Genomic DNA, 18,509 nt, shown 5'->3' with positions numbered 1-18,509 from the left:
CGTAATATTTTGTATAATGTTACATTAGTAACTACAATAGGTTACTAAAAAAATAGTTTAAAATAATAATAAAGATTTATTTTTTAATCTTTAGAATCTATTTAATGTCTGGTTGTTTACTTTTTGGGTCCCAATTTTTAAGCTCATTTTTAATAGCTGTGGTAACTTCTGAATCATCTTTAATATACCAATCTACATTTTTATAAGTTGTACTTCCATCACTTGAATAATGAAAGAAAACAATAGATGTTACATAAGGGTATTTAAATTGAAATCTATTAAAAGCATCTGCAAACCATTGAGCTCTATCTCCACCAGGTTTTAAAGAACCAAATTCAGCTAACATAATTGGTTTATAAAAAGACTCTAATGTTTTGTAATAATTACCAAAAATTTGTTCAAAAGTCCACCAATCACTCCAACTTGTACTTGTACCGTAATTTAGTGCACCTGTAGCAACTACATCTACATAGTCTGTTCCTGGATAGTATTCTTGAAATTTACCATAGGTTAAATGCGGACTCCAAACCCAAATCACATTTTTTGCACCAACACTCTCAAATACGTCTCTAATATGTTTATAAGCAGCTACAAACTCTTCTGGCTCATTGTTTTGTGGACCCCATGGATAACGATATGGGTCATTCATTTCATGACCAACTCGTAAATAAATAGGATAATTTACCTTTCTTGCTTCTGTAGCCCATTCTTTAATATATGCATCATAGTGCCCAGCTGCAACAGATGCCATCCCTTTTTTATTCCTGGTTTCTATAGGACTAATATTAGGGAAGTTTTCTACAGAGAATTTATCTAACCAAGGTTCCCAAGTAATCATTGGTATAGAACCTACTCTTATGATCGCATCAACTTCATTTCTTGGAAATTTGTACTCTGCATTTTCTCCCCAAGCACCATAAATACTAATGATTGGAAATGTTAAAGCTAATGAATCTTCTAAGTTAAATATATTTTCATATGATTCTTTGCTATCATCAGAAGCACCAAAAAGAATATATTTTGTTTTTAACAAAGAGAACTTATTTTTTCTTTGATCTTTAAACCATTCTAATTTATTACTTCTTAAATTTTCTCTTTTCTCTAATATTGCATCGCGTTCTATATTTTGAACCATGTTGCTAACGTTCTCTAAAAATCCACCCAATGGTCCTTTAGATCTTTTACTTAAAGCTGCAAAACCATAGATAACAATATAACCAACAACTAAAGCTATAGCTACGTTAACAAGTCTTCTTGATGTTTTTTTAATTTTCGACATAATTTATAAGTGATTTATAAGGATTTTAATACCCTCATCAACAGTATATTTAGGTTCAAAACCTATTTTATTCTTAATTTTTGTATTACTACCAATCATTTCCCAAACTTCATTATCTCTGTAAGGGATTGCTCCTACAACAACTTTGGCTTTTGATTCTATATAATTATTTATAGAAGATGCTAGCTCATTTAACTTAGTACCAACACCACTACAAACATTTAATGTTTGATTTTGAGAATTTGTATTTTCTGCTGTTAAAAGTAAAGCATTTACAACATCTTTTACATATAAAAAGTCTCTAACTTGCTCTCCTTTTGTCATTAAAAAATCTTCGCCTCTTTTAAGTGTTTTTATCATTTGAGGAATAAAAAAATCTTCAGGCATAAATTCACCAAAAAAGTTAAATAATCTTAGATTAGTATATTTTTTATTGTAGTTTTTACAATAAGTTTCGATTAGCATTTCTGCATTAATCTTAGTTAAAGAATATGGAGAAACTGGTTTTGGAGCTTGATCTTCTTTAAAAGGAGAAATATTATTTCCATAAATTTCACTAGATGAGGTAAATATAAAATGAGAGTCTATATTTTCTAATGATTTAAGAATATTTAATGTGCCATCTACATTAACAGCAGCCATAGAATTATAAATAGAAAAATCTCTTGTTCTACTAATGTTTGCTGCTAAATGGTAAACAATATCAGGATTAATTTTTTGGATAATTGTGTTAACATCTTCAAAATTTGTGATATCAACTCTAAATTCATTGTCAGAATTTTTACAATTTTTAGAAATTATAAAAACCTTAGCTTCTTTCTCTTTTAAAGCTTTTACTAAAAAAGAACCCAAATAGCCATTACCTCCTACAACTATAATTTTTTTATTCTTAAGACTTATTGTGCCCATAAAATATTTGCAGCTTTTGCATCAGAAACATAATTTGATAAATCTTCTAAAGAATTTATATCATTATTTTCATAATATTTTTTATACCAATTAATTGTAGTACTTATTGTTTTGTCTATACCCCAAACAGCTTTCCATTTTAAAGCTTTATTTGCTTTTGTACAATCTAGCATCAGTAAATTAGCTTCATGGTGCTCATCTTTATTCTCATTAATCTTAATCTGAATATCATTCCAATAATTATGAGATAAAGTTACAATATCACCAACTTGTAAATTGCTATTATTATCTGGGCCAAAATTAAATCCTTCCGCTTTTGTTACATCTTTTTTAAGTAATGCTGCTCCTAGATTAAGATATCCGCTTAAAGGCTCTAAAACATGTTGCCAAGGTCTAGTGGCTTTAGGATTTCTAATTAATACAGCTTCGTTTATAGCAGTTGCTTTAACAATATCTGGTATTAATCTGTCTACAGCCCAATCACCACCACCAATTACATTTCCTGCTCTTCCACTTGCTAATAAAACGTTATGTTTTTTACCATAATCATTTACATTAAAATAAGAGTTTCTGTAAGATGAGGTTAGTATTTCTGAACAGCCTTTTGAAGCACTATATGGGTCATAACCACCCATTGGTTCGTTTTCTCTATAACCCCAAAGCCATTCTTTGTTTTCATAACATTTGTCACTAGTTACATTTACAATAGCTTTTACTGATGGAGTTTTTCTACATGCTTCAAAAACATGAAGTGTTCCCATAACATTAGTAGAATAAGTTTCTATAGGGTCATCATAAGATGGTCTTACTAAAGCTTGGGCAGCTAGATGAAATACGATATCTGGCTGTACTTCATTAAAGTACTCTTGAAGTACATCTAAATTTCTAATATCACCAATTTTTTCGTTGATATTTAGGTTTAAAAGCTCAATATGATTTAGTTCATCTGTGTTTTTTAAAGAAAAACCATAAACAAAAGCACCCATTTTTTCTAGCCAAAGAGCTAACCAAGAACCTTTAAAACCTGTATGACCAGTTAAAAGTACTTTTTTACCACTGTAAATGCCATTAAAAAGAGATTCAAATTCTACCATGTTTTCCAAGGAGCTAGGTTTTGTTTCCATTTATCTTCCAATTGATTTTTATCTCTTAATGTATCCATTGGTTTCCAGAATCCTTTATGTTTAAAAGCAGCTAATGCATTATCATTTGCTAAGTTTTCTAAAGGTTTTCTTTCAAAAATTGTTGTATCATCCTCTAAATAGTCAATTACTTCTGGATCACAAACAAAAAAGCCACCATTAATCCAAGCTCCATCTCCTTTCGGTTTTTCCATAAAAGTATTTATTACACTTGTTTCTGAATTAATGTCTACTGCACCAAATCTTCCATCTGGTTGTACACAAGTCATAGTTACTTTTTGATTGTGAGAATTATGAAAGTCATAAAGATTTTTAATATTTACATCACTAACACCATCACCATAAGTTAAAAAGAATGGCTCATTTAAATATTTTGCAGCTCTTTTAATTCTACCACCAGTCATTGTATGTAAACCAGTGTCTAAAATGGTTACTTTCCAGTTTTCTGAATTAGAATCTAATATTTTCATTGAATTGTTTTCAATATCAAATTCTACATCTGATTGATGTAAAAAATAATTGGCAAAATATTCTTTAATTACATAGCACTTATAACCTCCAAGAATCACAAACTCATTAAAACCAAAACTCGAGTAATGTTTCATAATGTGCCATATAATTGGTTTATCTCCAATTTTAACCATTGGTTTAGGTATACTATGTGTTTCTTCACTTAATCTGGTTCCAAAACCCCCTGCTAATATTACTACTTTCATGTGTTAGTTGTTTTTTACTATAATACTTTTGTTTTCTTTTACTTTTATTCTACTCCATGCATTTTCTGCTTTTATAAATAATGATTTATATGCAGCTCCAATTCCACCAATAAATTGTATAAATGCTATTAAAGCAAAACCAATCATGGCCCAAGTTTTCTTTGCTGTTAGAATTAATTCACTTTCGGGGATATAATAACGACGTTCTATATAAACACCAGTTATCATTAAAATGAATAATATACAGTACCAAATTAATGGTTTTACAAAAGGATTCATAAACCCTTTTACTGCTATTTTTGCTGTGGGAATATAAGGAATTTTTTTATTGATTAGCGTTAAATAAAAGGCATATGTAAAAACTGGCCAACAAGAATATTTCAAGACCATTCCTCTCCAATGAATTCCTTTTTCTGTTTTCTGATCACAGAGAAATTTTTGAGCATATGCATATATAATTAATGCAATAATTAATATTGGACTACCTAATATTATAAATTCTGTAAAATCCATTGCTGCTGGACTTATTTTTGTAGTAAAAAATAATAGAGGTATAAATATAAAAAACGCAGTAATTGGGCCAAATAAATAGTATGTACCTATTGATAAATAAGATAACTTCTGCCAAAAAGTTAATTTTTTAAGAGTACCTGGAATTTCATCAAACAATAATTCGAAAACACCTCTTGCCCATTTTAATTGTTGTTTACAAAATGATGTAAAATCTTCTGGTACTAAACCACGACTTACTATTACAGGATTGTAAATAGATTTCCATCCTTCTGCATGTATTCTTAAAGAGGTTTGTAGGTCTTCTGCTAAACCTTGTGCATGTCCCCCAATACTTTCTAAAGCTTTTCTTCTAAAAGTACAATTTGCACCAATTGCAACCGCACTTCCATACCCAAAAAGCCCCATTTGAGTTGGTCCATAAAAAGTATAGGTTTGTTCTGCTGCGCCTTTTGCTGTAAAAGAACGATACATGTTATAATAACCTTGGCTAACTTGTACAAACCCAACTTTTTCATCTTTAAAAAAACCTAATGTTTGGTCTAAAAAGTTTGGAAAAACAATATGATCTGGATCTAAAATTAATATAAAGTCTTCTTTTGTTCTTTTTAATGTTTCATTTATTTTACCAGCTTTGGCTCCTGGTATATTTGCTAAATCTAACCAGACAACTCCATGTTCTTCTGCTAGTTCTTTAAAAGCTATGTCTTCTGTACTATCTAATAAGTATGTTGTGTGAGGGTAATTTAAATTTTTAAGAGCTTTAAAAGTGTTTTCGAACATAGATAAAGGTTCTCCAGGAGCAGAGGTTGTAAATACGGCAACACTTAAATTTTCTTCTGGTGTGGGTACTTCTAATGGTTTTTGAATTCTTAGATAATTAATCCAAACTAAAGCCACCCTTAATAATCCATAAAAGAAAAAAAGCGTAAGTAAAATAAATAAGAATAGATTGGCTATATGTTCTCCTCTAAACCACCATTCTGTTAAATAAAACATACTTGCAATACCAGCAAAAGTAAGTCCTAAAAAAACAGCCTTATCAAAATTATTTATTTTTTTAGCTTCTTTAAATTGCCATAAATCGTCTCTTAATTTCGAATTCATTTAAAATGTAAAGTTTAATCCGACATTAATATTTTGTCTATCATAGAAAAATGTTTCTTGAAAAATATATGTTGCATTCACAGAGAATTTTTTCGAAAAATTGTAATTAATGGAACCTTCAATATCCATATAATCAAAAGGAGCTTCATAAAAACCACCAATTTCAAAATCATTTGGTGCCACTTCAACAGGATATGGATTTTGAACTATAGCTTCTATACCATAATTTAACTTACCTTTTATAGTTAAGTCTTTAGTAGGTGTGTATTGTAATATAAAAAGACCAGAATGAATTTGTTGTTCTTCTGGAGTAAAGTATGGGTCATAAACTCCTTCACCACTATTATCATAGATAAATAAAATATCTTTAGCATCTGTGTAATTAAAGCCATAACCAAATTGAAAACTAAACTTGTAAACTTTTAAAGGCTGTGATAAAATCCATGAAGAAATAGAATTAATATAATTACCATCATCATAAAAATTATGATTAAAACCAGCATTAAATATTACATACTTATTTTCATGTTCTAATTCTGCAAAACCAGTTTGTTGTGTTAAGTTAAAGGTTGTACTTGCTATAGTAGAAAATAATGCATTTTTTATGTAACCTAGTTTTAACGAAGTCTTTTCAAAAAGACTTTTCTTTAGACTTAAACCTCCAATCCAATCAGTTTTATCACTATTGTTTGCATATATTCCTCCATTAATTGTTGCAGATAATTTAATACGATCAAAATAAATTTCGTTTTTTAAATTAACAATTAAAGCACTTTCTTTTTGAGGAGAAAAATTATAATTACTTATTTCTAATTGAGGATTTAAGTATCTAGAAACATACTCTCCAATTTTAATGTGAGTTCCAAAATAGTTTAAAGGTTGTGAGTCTGTTTGATATTCAAAATTAGTTCTAATATAACCAGCTGTTAAGTCTTCTATTTCTTCTTCTAGTTTTTTTGTTATATCACTATTTGGATAGGTTTCATTAATAATTTTTATTTTCTCTTTTGCTTTTTTAATATCTCCTTTCCAAAAATTAGAGTTGGCTTGCATTAATAAATATTCAGCATCTTTAGTTTCGTAATTATTAGATTGTTTTAGAAACTTTTCTAAATCTTGAGTTTTTCCATTTTGATATAAAAACCTTGCATAATCTAATTGAAGCTCTTTGTTATTGTTGTTGATAGAGTAAGCCTTTTTAAACTTTGTCTTTGCTTTTGTAGGCTTATTGTTTAACCAAAAAACGTGAGCATAAAGCCAATTTATTTCAAAATTATCTGAGAATCTAGCATAATTTATTCTCATTAATTTACTAGCTTTTTTATACTCTTTATTTGAAATAAGCTGTTTTGTTTTATTAAATAAATCGTCTTTACTTAAGTTTATTGGTAAAGATTCTTTTGCAGAAGATTTTTTAGAAATCTGATTTTGAGGTATAGCTGTATAGCTAATAATCAATAAAAAGCAAAGTAAACTATTTCTTAAATTTCTAGAAATAGCACTTGCTACAAAAATGTTCGTCATTTTTTGAGTTTTTTTATTTCAATAGGGAAAAAACTATTTTAAAAATACGATTTCAAATATATTACTTTTTTGGTGATAACCTTTTTATTATTAAAGAGTTTTCAACAATTTTAAAATTTATAAATAGGGCAAAAAAAAAGAAACTTAAATTTAAGTTTCTTTTTTTATAGTCTTAATTATAAAGATGTTATAGATCCAAAATCTTTCCAAACATCTGCAGCAGTATATGTGCTTACAGATGCAGCTGGTACTTTTAATGTAGAGTTACCTAAAGAAATGAATTCAAATACATTTGCATCTATTGTTAAAGGAGAAGCAATATCTACAGAAACATTAGTTAATACAGAGCAATTATAAAAAGCTCTTTCTCCAATACTAGTTACAGTACTTGGTATAGATACATCTGTTAAACTTGTGCATTGAAAAAATGCTTGCTCAGAAATTGTTGTGATTGTGTTTGGTATGTCAAAAGATGTTATACTAACACAGTTGCCAAAAGCAGTTGATCCAATAGTAGTTACACTACTTGGCATATTAACTTTAGTTAAACTGTTACAGTTATAAAAACCTATTTCTGGAACTGAAGTTATGCCTGCAGGTAATGTAATTTCAGTAATACTATTACAACCAGCAAATGCACCTTTTTTAATATTTGTTACACTACTTGGAATATTAAATTCTGTAATTGTTCTACAGTTAAAGAAAGTTGTTTCTTCAATTGTTGTAATTCCATCAGGAATTGTTATGCTTTTTAAGTTTGTACAGTTACCAAAAGCACTTGACCCAATAGAGGTTACTGTATTTGGGATAGTTATATTTTGTAAACTATTACAGTCATAAAACACACTACTACCTAAAGAAGTGGCTGAAGCTGGTATGTTAACATCAACTAAATCAAAACATTGATAAAATAAATTATCTGGTAAAGTTGTAATATTATCAGGTATAACAGCTTTCGTTAAATTTACACATGCTCCAAAAGCAGCATTACCAATACTTGTTACTGTATTAGGTATTGTTATTTCTTTTAATACACTACATTCGTAGAAAGCAGAAGCACCAATACTTGTAATATTGTTAGGTATTGTAAAACTTTCTAAGTTATTACAAGCGTAAAAAGTTTCATTAGGTATAGTTGTAAAGCTATCAGGAAAAGTAACATTTGTTAAACTTGCACATAAACCAAAAACAGCTGTACCCATATTATCATTTGTAACACTACTTGGTATTGTTACATTGTTTAAACTACTACAATCATAAAATACTCCAGTACCAATACTTGTAATAGTAGATGGTATAGTAATATTAGCTAAACTTCTACAACTTGCAAAAATACCATCAGATAAATGAGAAGTACCAGAAGGTATGTTTACAGTAGCTAGTGAAACACAAATTCCGAAAGCATCATTACCCATTTCTGTTACAGAGTCAGGAATGTCAATGCTTGTCATGCTATAATCATTATAAAACGCTAAACTACCTATGCTTGTGTAACCATTTGGTATTGTAACGTTTGTTATGTTATAACAATAAGAAAAACCTTCATTTGGTATACTTGTAACCATGTAAGTAGTTCCATCTTTAGTAACACTTTCAGGTAAATTTAATACTCCTGAAGGACCATCATCTGTACTTTTACTTACAGATACTTCTTTATTTGCTCTGCTTGTAACAGTAAATTTTAAATCGCCATCTTCAAAAGTAGCACCTATAGCAAGACTACCATCATCTGGGTTAACTGTAACAGTAACAGTTGCTAAAGATCTGTCTCCATCAGCATCAATTATTCTGTAATCAAAAGTATCTACACCAGTGAAGTCTGAACTAGGTGTGTAATCTATTTTATCGTCTGTTGGATTATCAGGTGTGCCAGCAAAGTCTACAGCTAAAACACCACCATTTGCTGATGTGCCAGAAGTAAGTGTAATAGCTCCTGTGTTTGGTCCATCAGAACCAAAATCATCATTAGCTAAAACATTTATTTTTACTGTTGTATTTTCTATTGTTGTTGCTGTATCATCTACAGCATTAGGAACATTATCTACATCTTCACCAGTTGTTGGGCTAGAGCAAGATGTATAAATAAATAATAGGGTAAGGGTTAAATAGGATATTTTTTTCATTTTTAGTTTATGAGATTCAAGCAAATTTATCTATTTATTTGAGAACTAAAAATATATTTCTTTTTTTTTAAAAAAAAGACTAAAGAATTGATTTTGTTATTTTTGTCTAAAGTAAATTGTTATAGGTACTCCACTAAAATTATAAATTTCTCTTAACTTGTTCTCAACAAAACGTTTGTATGGATCTTTTACATATTGAGGTAAGTTACAGAAAAACGCAAATTGAGGAGTAGGTGTAGGTAATTGCATGCAATATTTAATTTTTACAAACTTACCTTTTATTGCTGGTGGTGGGTAGCTTTTTACAATTTCTAAAACAGTGTCATTTAGCTTACTTGTTGCAATTCTGTTTTTTCTGTTTTCAAAAACTTCTACAGCTGTTTCTATAGCTTTAAACAAACGTTGTTTGGTTAATGCAGAAATAAAAACGATTGGTACATCTGTAAAAGGTTCTATTTGTTTTCTAACTTTAGCTTCAAAATCGCGCATAGTATTGGTTTCTTTCTCAATTAAGTCCCATTTATTAATTAAGATAACAATACCCTTTCTGTTTTTTTCTGCTAACCAAAAAATCTTTTCATCTTGGCCTTCAAAACCACGAGTTGCATCAACAACTAAAATAATAACGTCAGAATATTCGATAGTTCTTACTGCACGCATTACAGAATAAAATTCTAAATCTTCTTTAACTTTAGATTTTTTACGTATTCCTGCAGTATCTACTAAATTAAAATCGAAACCAAATCTATTATACTTTGTGTCTATAGAATCTCTAGTTGTACCAGCAATATTGGTAACAATATTTCTGTCTTCACCAATTAACGCATTTATAAATGATGATTTACCAGCATTTGGTCTACCAACAACAGCAAATCTTGGAAGCTCATCTTTTTCTAAATCTACTTCTTCTGGTTCAGCTAATTTTTCTGCTACAGCATCTAATAAATCTCCTGTACCACTACCATTTATTGATGATATTGTATGATAGTCGCCTAAACCTAAGTTGTAAAATTCAACTGCATCTGCAGCTCTCATTGCATTATCAACTTTGTTTACGGCTATAAAAATTGGTTTTTTTACCTTTCTTAACAGGTTTGCTACTTCTGCATCCATAGGTGTTATACCATCTTCTACATCTACAACAAAAATAATAATGTCAGCTTCATCAATTGCTAAAGCAACTTGTTTTCTAATTTCTTCTTCAAAAATATCATCAGATCCAATAGTGTAACCCCCAGTATCTATTACAGAGAATTCTTTACCATTCCAATCCGATTTTCCATAATGCCTATCTCTAGTAACACCACTTACAGCGTCAACAATAGCCTCTCTTCTTTGTACAAGTCTGTTAAATAAAGTAGACTTTCCAACATTTGGTCTTCCAACAATGGCAACTATACTATTCATTTTAAGATGAAATTTTTTGCAAAGATACAATTTACTAAAGGATAATTAATTGTAATTTTAAAGTGTATTTTTATTTGTTTGTTTTAAAATATACTATAATTATGTTAGTAGAAAAAAGAAATAGTGAGGTTCATTTAAGACCTAGATTCTCAATAGCTATAGAAGAGAATTCAGAAAAACTGCTACAAAGAATAACTAATTATTTAAAGAAACACGATTGTATTTATAAAAATAAAATAGTTGATGGTCATGTATTTTTAGATATTCCTGAAAATAAAAGTCATTTTTGGTCTCCTCAATTACATCTAGAAGTTATAAAAGAGAGTGGAAATTCATCAACTTTAAAAGGGTTATTTGGGCCTAAACCACAAGTTTGGACATTGTTTATGTTTGTTCATTTTATAATTGGTATTACTTTTCTGGCTTTTTGTGTTTTATTATTTACTCGAATATCTTTAAGTGAGTCTATTTTCTTCCCATTAGTCATGGTTGTAGCATTGCCTTTAGTTTGGATTTTACTTTATTTTTTAGGACAAGTTGGTAAAGAAACTGGTAAAAAACAAATGAAGGAGTTACATGATTTTATGCTATTGATTATCAAAAATTGAAAAATCAAATCATGATATATTTATTTTTTATTAATATTGTCTGTTAGATTTTCTCAAATTTATTACGCTAATACTTTTCTTAGATTTGATTAAATTTAAAAACAACTTGCTTATGAAACGTTTTCTATCAACTCTTTTTTTTCTTTTTCTTACAAATATATTGGCTTCACAAGAAACAGTTGTGTCTTCAGGTGGTAATGTAAGTGGTGCTGGCTCTGTGAGTTATACTATTGGTCAAATTGTAGCAAGCATAAATACAGGATCTAATGGTTCTGTTTCTCAAGGAATTCAGCAAAGCTTAGAGTTGTTTACTTTATCTAATCAAGATAATAAAAACCTTACTTTACATGCTATTATGTATCCTAACCCTACAAAAGATAAAGTAGTTTTATCAATAAAAGAAAATGTTTTAGAAAATTTAATTTTTTCGATGTATGATAGCAGTGGTAGGTTGTTAAAGAAAGGAAAAATTAAAAATGACAACACTACTATACCAATGAAAAATTTTGCTTCAGGTATTTATTTGTTAAAAGTTTACAGAAATACAAAGTCTTTAAAAATCTTTAAAATTATAAAAAACTAACTATGAAAAATAAGATTCAATTAATTATTGCATTACTAATTTGTGGAATTACTTTAGCTCAAACACCAGAAAAAATCAGCTATCAAGCTATTGTTAGAAATGCTGATGGTAATTTAATTAGTGATACAAGTGTGAGTTTTAAAATAAGTATTTTAGAAGGGTCTTCAACAGGAAATGCTGTTTTTGTAGAAACACATTCACCAACTACAAACACTAATGGTTTAGTTACTATAGAAATAGGAACAGGTAAAGTTATTTCAGGTGCTTTTGCTTCAATAGACTGGGGGTCAGGAGATTTTTTTATAAAAACAGAAACAGACATTACAGGTGGTACTAATTATACTATATCTGGTACAAGTCAATTGCTTAGTGTGCCTTATGCTTTGCATGCAAAAAAAGCAGATAACGTTCCTAATTACAAAGTCGGCGATTTTGTAAAAGGAGGCATTGTTTTTTGGGTTGATGAAACTGGACAACATGGTTTAGTGTGTGCAAAAGACAATTTAAGCACTTCAACAAAATGGTTTTCTGGTACTTTTGGTAATACTTATGCTAAAGGTGATGGAGTTTACGCAGGTAAAGCAAATAATGCCATAATTATGTCTACACATGCAGCAATTGGTGATGATGGTATTTTATATGCTGCAAGACTTTGTAATGAATTAAAAGTAGTTGAAAATAATGTAACTTATGGAGATTGGTATTTACCTAGTTTGCATGAATTAAACTTAATGTACCAAAATAGATCAACAATAAATACAGTGTCAACTGCAAACGGAGGTGAAGCTTTTGAGTTTGATGTATATTGGAGTTCAACAGAAGAATCTGATAATAGAGCTTGGATAGTAAACTTTGGTAATGGTCAGGAAACCAATGTTTTAAAAAGTGTTTCAAATAATGTAAGAGCTATTAGATCTTTCTAATTTCTTTTTAGTTATTTTATTGATTATTAGTTTTTTATTAAAATTTAATAAGGGTTAAAAATCTGTTTTACAGATATTTAGCCTTTTTTTTATAAAAAAAAATAAAAAAAATAAAAAAAATGACATTATTACTATATATTTGTAAATCCTCCAACTAACACCTAACCAAAACATTACTTCCCTAAATTATGTTTTTGTCTTTTCAATTAAAGATGATAAAGACAGTGGTTAATTAATATTAATATTATTAAACCCAACATAATACGCCATGAAAAAAATTACTACTTTAATTGTATTTAGTTTTATTCTATTTTCAAATTTTGCGTCTACTAATGATGAAAAATTATTTTTCGAAAACGACATTTTTACAGTTGTTAAAAAGAATTTAGAAAATAATAATTCTTTAAACTATAATAGTGCAGTTTTAACTGAAAAAACATTAAAAATTGTGCCTGGTGCACCAACTGTAGCTCCAGATTTAACAGCTATTTCTGATACAGGTCGTTTTGATAATGATAATATTACAAACAATAACGCACCTACTTTTACAGTTAGTGGTTTTACTGCAGCTGCAGGTGATGTTGTAAAAATTTATGCAGGTGGTACTTCTGGTACCTTTCTAGGCTCAAGTGTAGCTTTAAGTGGAGGTGAAACTTCTGTGGATATTACTTCTAATGTAATTTCTGATGGTACATATTCAATTACAGCAACTATCACAAATGGTTCTGAATCTTCAGAAAGCCCTGCATTATCAACCTTAGTTATTGATACAGTGAAACCTACAGTAAATTCTATTAGTAAAATAGGTTTTAATACTGGCACATATCCAGTAAGAAACACAATGAGAGAAGTTAACGCTCAAAGATTTGGTCTTGATTTTTTTATTGAGTTCAGTGAAAAAATGGACCATTATAATGCTAATTGGCCAACTCTTTCATATAGCCCAGATGCATCAGTAGTGTTAGCTAATAGAAGTAATTCTTCTGGATTTACAACAGGTATTGAAGGACCTCTTAGTCGTTTCAGATTATTACTTGATCCTCCTATAGATGATGATAATGAATATGAAGATATTGATATAACTATTTCTAGTTCAGCTGATTTAGCTGGTAATGTAATGGATCCAACTACTTTAACTGATGTTTTCTCTATAGACATGATTGGTCCAACTAGTAATCCAAACACAGTGTTAGCAGCTAGTAAAAATGTTGTTTCTGGCGCTACTATTACTTTAGATGCATCAGTTTCTGCAAATGAAACAGCTTGGTTAATTCCTAATGGAGATATTACTAGCGCTATTTTCCAAAATTATACATTTAGTGCAAACGGATCAACTGTAACAACTTCTGCAATTGCAGGAAGTACTATAACAGCTCCAACAGCAGAAGGGGTTTATCAACTTTACATATTAGATGATGTTTACAATTTTACAACAACACCTGCTACTGCAACTATAACTGTAGACAATACAGCACCAACTCTTACACCTAGTGTAGTAGCAAATATAGATGAAGGTGAAACTGCTTTAGGTACTATATCAGCTAATGAAGATGTAACTTGGACAGATTCAAGTGCAGATGTTTCTGTTAATTCTTCAGGTGTTATCACTTTAAATGCTGGAGCTTCTTTAGCTAATAGCCCATATACCTTTACAATAACAGGTACAGATAATTCAAATAACGCAACAACAACAAGTCAGTTTTCTGTAACAGTAAACGATATTACTAAACCAGTAATTTCTTTATTAGGAGATAATCCTCAAGTAATAGAAGTTGGTACAGCATATTCAGAATTAAACGCAACTGCATCTGATAATAAAGATGGCGATATTTCTGGTACTATAGTTATAAACTCATCTACAGTAAATACAAATGTTGTAGACTCATACACTGTAACTTATAACGTAACAGATGCAGCAGGTAATGTTGCAGACCAAGTAACAAGAACAGTTAATGTAGTAGACACAACTAAACCAGTGATTACTTTATTAGGAGATAACCCTCAAGTAATAGAAGTTGGTACACCTTATTCAGAATTAAATGCAACTGCATCTGATAATTTAGATGGTAATATTTCTGGAAATATAGTTATAGACGCAACTAATGTTGACACAAATATTGTAGACTCTTATACTGTAACTTATAATGTAACAGATGCAAATGGTAATGTTGCTGATGAAGTAACAAGAACAGTTAATGTAGTAGATACAACTAAGCCAGTAATTACTTTATTAGGTGATGCAACAGTAACAATTGAGGTAGGTTCAACTTATGTAGATTCAGGAGTTACAGTAACTGATAATTATGATTCAAATATTACAGCAAGTCTTGTAACTGACTTGACTGACGTTAATATAAATATTGTAGACTCTTATACTGTAACTTATAATGTAACAGATGCAAATGGTAATGTTGCTGATGAAGTAACAAGAACAGTTAATGTAGTAGATACAACTAAGCCAGTAATTACTTTATTAGGTGATGCAACAGTAACAATTGAGGTAGGTTCAACTTATGTAGATTCAGGAGTTACAGTAACTGATAATTATGATTCAAATATTACAGCAAGTCTTGTAACTGACTTAACTGATGTTAATATAAATATTGTAGACTCATACACTGTAACTTATAACGTAACAGATGCAAATGGTAATGTTGCTGATGAAGTAACAAGAACAGTTAATGTAGTAGATACAACTAAGCCAGTTATTACATTAATTGGCGATAATCCACAAATATTAGAGTATAACGAAGTTTATACAGAATTAGGAGCTACTGCAACAGATAATTATGATGATAATACAACATTAACTGCAACCATTAATATTGATGCAGCAGCAGCAATTGCAGGTGCAAGTGATGGCAATACTTTTGGTACTTTAGGTACATACAATGTTACCTATAACGTAACAGATGCTAATGGAAATGTAGCAGATGAAGTTACTAGAACTGTAGAGGTAGTAGATACTACAAAACCAGTTTTAACATTATTAGGAGATAACCCACAATTAATAGAAATTATAAGTGGTAATGATGCAGTTTATGTAGAATTAGGGGCAACTGCAAGTGATGAGTTTGATTTAGATGTAGATGACGCAGATATTGTTATAGATACTTCAGCCTTAACTCCAAATTTAGGTAATGTAGGTTGTTACCCAGTTGTTTACTCAGTAACTGATGCTTCTGGAAATACAAGAACAAGAACTAGAACTGTTTTTGTACTAGAACAAGGCAAACCTTGGGCAAAAGATGATTCTTACACAGTATCACAAGACAGTCAAAATAACGAATTAAGAATTATCAATAATGATAGTTATGGAACAGATGGAGCTAATGCAGATGATAAACTAGCGTTAATTGGTACCTATACAGATAATGGAGGTAAGATAGATTTAATAGCAGAGACTTATGTGCTATATACACCTAGAACAGGTTTCTTTGGTACAGATTCATTCACATATACCATTACAGATGCTACAGGAGATGCTTCAGTTGCAACTGTTACAATTACAGTAACACAAGATTTTGCTCCTACTGCAGTAGATGATGTAGTAACTGTTTTAGAAAATAGTGGATTAACAACCATAAACGTATTAGCTAATGATGATTTTGGAGGTAATAATGCTCATGCAGTAACTCCATTAACATTACCATCTGCAACAACAGCAGAAGGAGGTACAGTTGTTGTAAATGCTGGGCAAGTAGATTATACACCTGCTACAGACTTTAGTGGTTTAGATTCATTTACTTACACAATTAAAGATACAGATGGAGATACAGCTACTGGTACTGTATTAATTACAGTTACTGTAGATGATTCATTTATTCCACAAACTCCACCAGTGGCACAACCAGATGTTGATTCAGTAGATCAGAATAGTGTAGGTAATATTATCGATGTTTTAGTAAATGATGATTTTGGTACAGATGGAGCTATTAATGAAGGTTTAACATTACCAAATGGTACATTGTTAGGAGATAGTGATAAATTAGGAACTGTAAGTGTCGATACTAATGGTACAGCAATTACATCAGATGATGTTATTTTATACACTCCAAAATCAGGTTTTGTAGGAGAAGATAGCTTCAAATACATGATTACAGATGCTAATGGAGACACTTCAATAACGATAGTAACAGTAACAGTAACAGAGTTATCTACTCCAACAGCAGTTGCAGATGCAGTTATAGTTGTACAAGATAGTGGAGTTACGAGTATAAATGTATTGGCAAATGATGGATATGGTTCAGATGGAGCAGCGACTTCAGATGCATTAACTTTACCATCAGCAACGAGTACACAAGGAGGAACAGTTGTTGTAAATGCAGGTCAGGTAGATTACACACCAGCATCTGGTTTTACTGGACAAGATACTTTTACTTATGTTATTAAGGATTTAGATGGAGATACATCAACAGCTACAGTAACAGTAACAGTAACATCTATCAGTTCAGCAAGTGTACCTACAGCACAAGATGATGCAGTAAGTTTTACTCAAAACTCAACAGATAATATTATTAGTATTTTATTAGATAATGGATCTGGAGCAGATGATTTTGGAGTGGATGGAGCAAATGCTACTCACCCAATATCATTATCAGGTTCTTATACAGACTTAGGAGGTAAGATAGACTTAGTAGGTACTACAGTTAAATATTCTCCAAGAACAGATTTTGTAGGTGTAGACGTATTTAGTTATACAATTACAGACTTAAATGGCGATTCATCAACAGCAGAAGTAACAGTAACAGTAACAGAGATTACTACACCAACAGCAGTAGATGATGTAGCAAGTACAACAGAAGACAGTGGAGCGATTAGTATAGATGTATTAGCTAATGATAGTTATGGTTTTGATGGAGCAGCAAGTTCAGATGCATTAACCTTACCATCAGCAATAAGTACACAAGGAGGTACAGTTGTTGTAAATGCAGGAGAAGTAGACTATACACCAGCATCAGGTTTCTTTGGTACAGATACATTTGATTATACCATAAAAGATGATACAGGAGATACATCAACAGCAACTGTAACAGTAACAGTAACAGAAGCAGTTGTAGTTAATGATATGCCAACAGCTCAAGATGATGTTGTAGTTGTTCTTGTAAACACCACAGATAACGATATTAATATATTAGATGATAATGGAAATGGTGTTGATGTTTATGGAACAGATGGCGCAAATGCTACTCATCCAATATCATTGTTTGGTGCTTACACAGATAAAGGAGCGAAGATTGATTTAGTTGGAAATATAGTAAAATATACACCAGCACCATCATTCGTAGGAGTTGATAAATTTAGTTATATGATTACTGATGGTAATGGAGATTCATCTACAGCAGAAGTAACTGTGAATGTAAATGTATCAAGACCATCAGATGTAACAGATAATGATAATGTAATATTAAAAGAGTTACAAGTATATCCAAATCCATCAGAAGGAGATGTTAATATAATTGTATCAAGTAAAAAAACAGACAAAGTAAGAGTAGTTTTATTTGATGTAACAGGTAAGGTTATATATCAAAACATAGAGACCTTATCAGAAGGTGAGAATAGAATCAATTTCAATATCAATGCGAAATCAGGTATCTTGATGTTAAAAGTATTCTCTGAAGCAACTAATTATGGAACTAGGAAGGTTGTATTTAAATAAAATTTAGAACAACATAAAT

The 18,509-nt window shown here is 30.2% G+C and carries 12 protein-coding genes; 4 read left to right on the top strand and 8 right to left on the bottom strand.

What is annotated here, in order from left to right:
* Positions 1-97: 97 nt before the first annotated feature.
* From ACFOWD_RS00470 to der, 8 genes are all read right to left on the bottom strand, one after another.
* A complete protein-coding gene (locus tag ACFOWD_RS00470; RefSeq protein ID WP_377407208.1) occupies positions 98-1,279 on the bottom strand; it encodes a glycoside hydrolase family 26 protein in 1,182 nt (393 codons plus the stop codon).
* A gap of 3 nt (positions 1,280-1,282) precedes the next feature.
* Positions 1,283-2,188 (bottom strand): NAD-dependent epimerase/dehydratase family protein, encoded by a 906-nt coding sequence (locus tag ACFOWD_RS00465; RefSeq protein WP_377407206.1) that lies wholly within the window; start codon positions 2,186-2,188, stop codon positions 1,283-1,285.
* Positions 2,176-3,282 (bottom strand): CDP-glucose 4,6-dehydratase, encoded by a 1,107-nt coding sequence (gene rfbG, locus ACFOWD_RS00460; RefSeq protein WP_377407204.1) that lies wholly within the window; start codon positions 3,280-3,282, stop codon positions 2,176-2,178. The genes ACFOWD_RS00465 and rfbG overlap by 13 nt, the downstream gene beginning before the upstream one ends.
* On the bottom strand, positions 3,276-4,046 hold the full coding sequence (gene rfbF / locus ACFOWD_RS00455; protein ID WP_377407202.1) for a glucose-1-phosphate cytidylyltransferase: 771 nt from the start codon (positions 4,044-4,046) through the stop codon (positions 3,276-3,278). The genes rfbG and rfbF overlap by 7 nt, the downstream gene beginning before the upstream one ends.
* A 3-nt stretch (positions 4,047-4,049) precedes the next feature.
* Positions 4,050-5,663, bottom strand: coding sequence for a glycosyltransferase family 2 protein (locus ACFOWD_RS00450; RefSeq protein ID WP_377407200.1), 1,614 nt, complete (start codon positions 5,661-5,663; stop codon positions 4,050-4,052).
* On the bottom strand, positions 5,664-7,187 hold the full coding sequence (locus ACFOWD_RS00445; protein ID WP_377407198.1) for a tetratricopeptide repeat protein: 1,524 nt from the start codon (positions 7,185-7,187) through the stop codon (positions 5,664-5,666). It abuts the gene before it with no gap.
* 176 nt (positions 7,188-7,363) lie between these two features.
* Positions 7,364-9,310 (bottom strand): leucine-rich repeat protein, encoded by a 1,947-nt coding sequence (locus ACFOWD_RS00440; RefSeq protein ID WP_377407196.1) that lies wholly within the window; start codon positions 9,308-9,310, stop codon positions 7,364-7,366.
* 96 nt (positions 9,311-9,406) lie between these two features.
* Entirely contained in the window at positions 9,407-10,717 is a 1,311-nt protein-coding gene (gene der / locus ACFOWD_RS00435; RefSeq protein ID WP_377407194.1) for a ribosome biogenesis GTPase Der, read from the bottom strand.
* Positions 10,718-10,818: 101 nt separating this feature from the next.
* On the opposite strand from der, the gene ACFOWD_RS00430 reads away from it, so the two are divergent.
* The 4 genes from ACFOWD_RS00430 to ACFOWD_RS00415 all read left to right on the top strand — a co-directional run bounded on the left by ACFOWD_RS00430 (position 10,819) and on the right by ACFOWD_RS00415 (position 18,490).
* Positions 10,819-11,325 carry a GTP-binding protein gene (locus ACFOWD_RS00430; RefSeq protein WP_377407191.1) on the top strand — a complete coding sequence of 169 codons (507 nt, stop codon included), beginning with the start codon at positions 10,819-10,821 and terminating at the stop codon, positions 11,323-11,325.
* A 160-nt stretch (positions 11,326-11,485) separates the two neighbouring features.
* Complete coding sequence (locus ACFOWD_RS00425) at positions 11,486-11,908, top strand: T9SS type A sorting domain-containing protein (protein WP_377407189.1); 423 nt, start codon at positions 11,486-11,488, stop codon at positions 11,906-11,908.
* Between the two features lie 2 nt (positions 11,909-11,910).
* Positions 11,911-12,831 carry an Lcl domain-containing protein gene (locus tag ACFOWD_RS00420; RefSeq protein ID WP_377407187.1) on the top strand — a complete coding sequence of 307 codons (921 nt, stop codon included), beginning with the start codon at positions 11,911-11,913 and terminating at the stop codon, positions 12,829-12,831.
* Between the two features lie 268 nt (positions 12,832-13,099).
* Positions 13,100-18,490: an immunoglobulin-like domain-containing protein gene (locus tag ACFOWD_RS00415; RefSeq protein WP_377407185.1), complete on the top strand. Its 5,391-nt coding sequence runs from the start codon at positions 13,100-13,102 to the stop codon at positions 18,488-18,490.
* Positions 18,491-18,509: the final 19 nt, after the last annotated feature.

It is taken from the genome of Polaribacter marinivivus (assembly GCF_042651285.1).
GTDB lineage: Bacteria > Bacteroidota > Bacteroidia > Flavobacteriales > Flavobacteriaceae > Polaribacter > Polaribacter marinivivus.
This window is presented reverse-complemented; position numbering and strand designations above follow the sequence as displayed.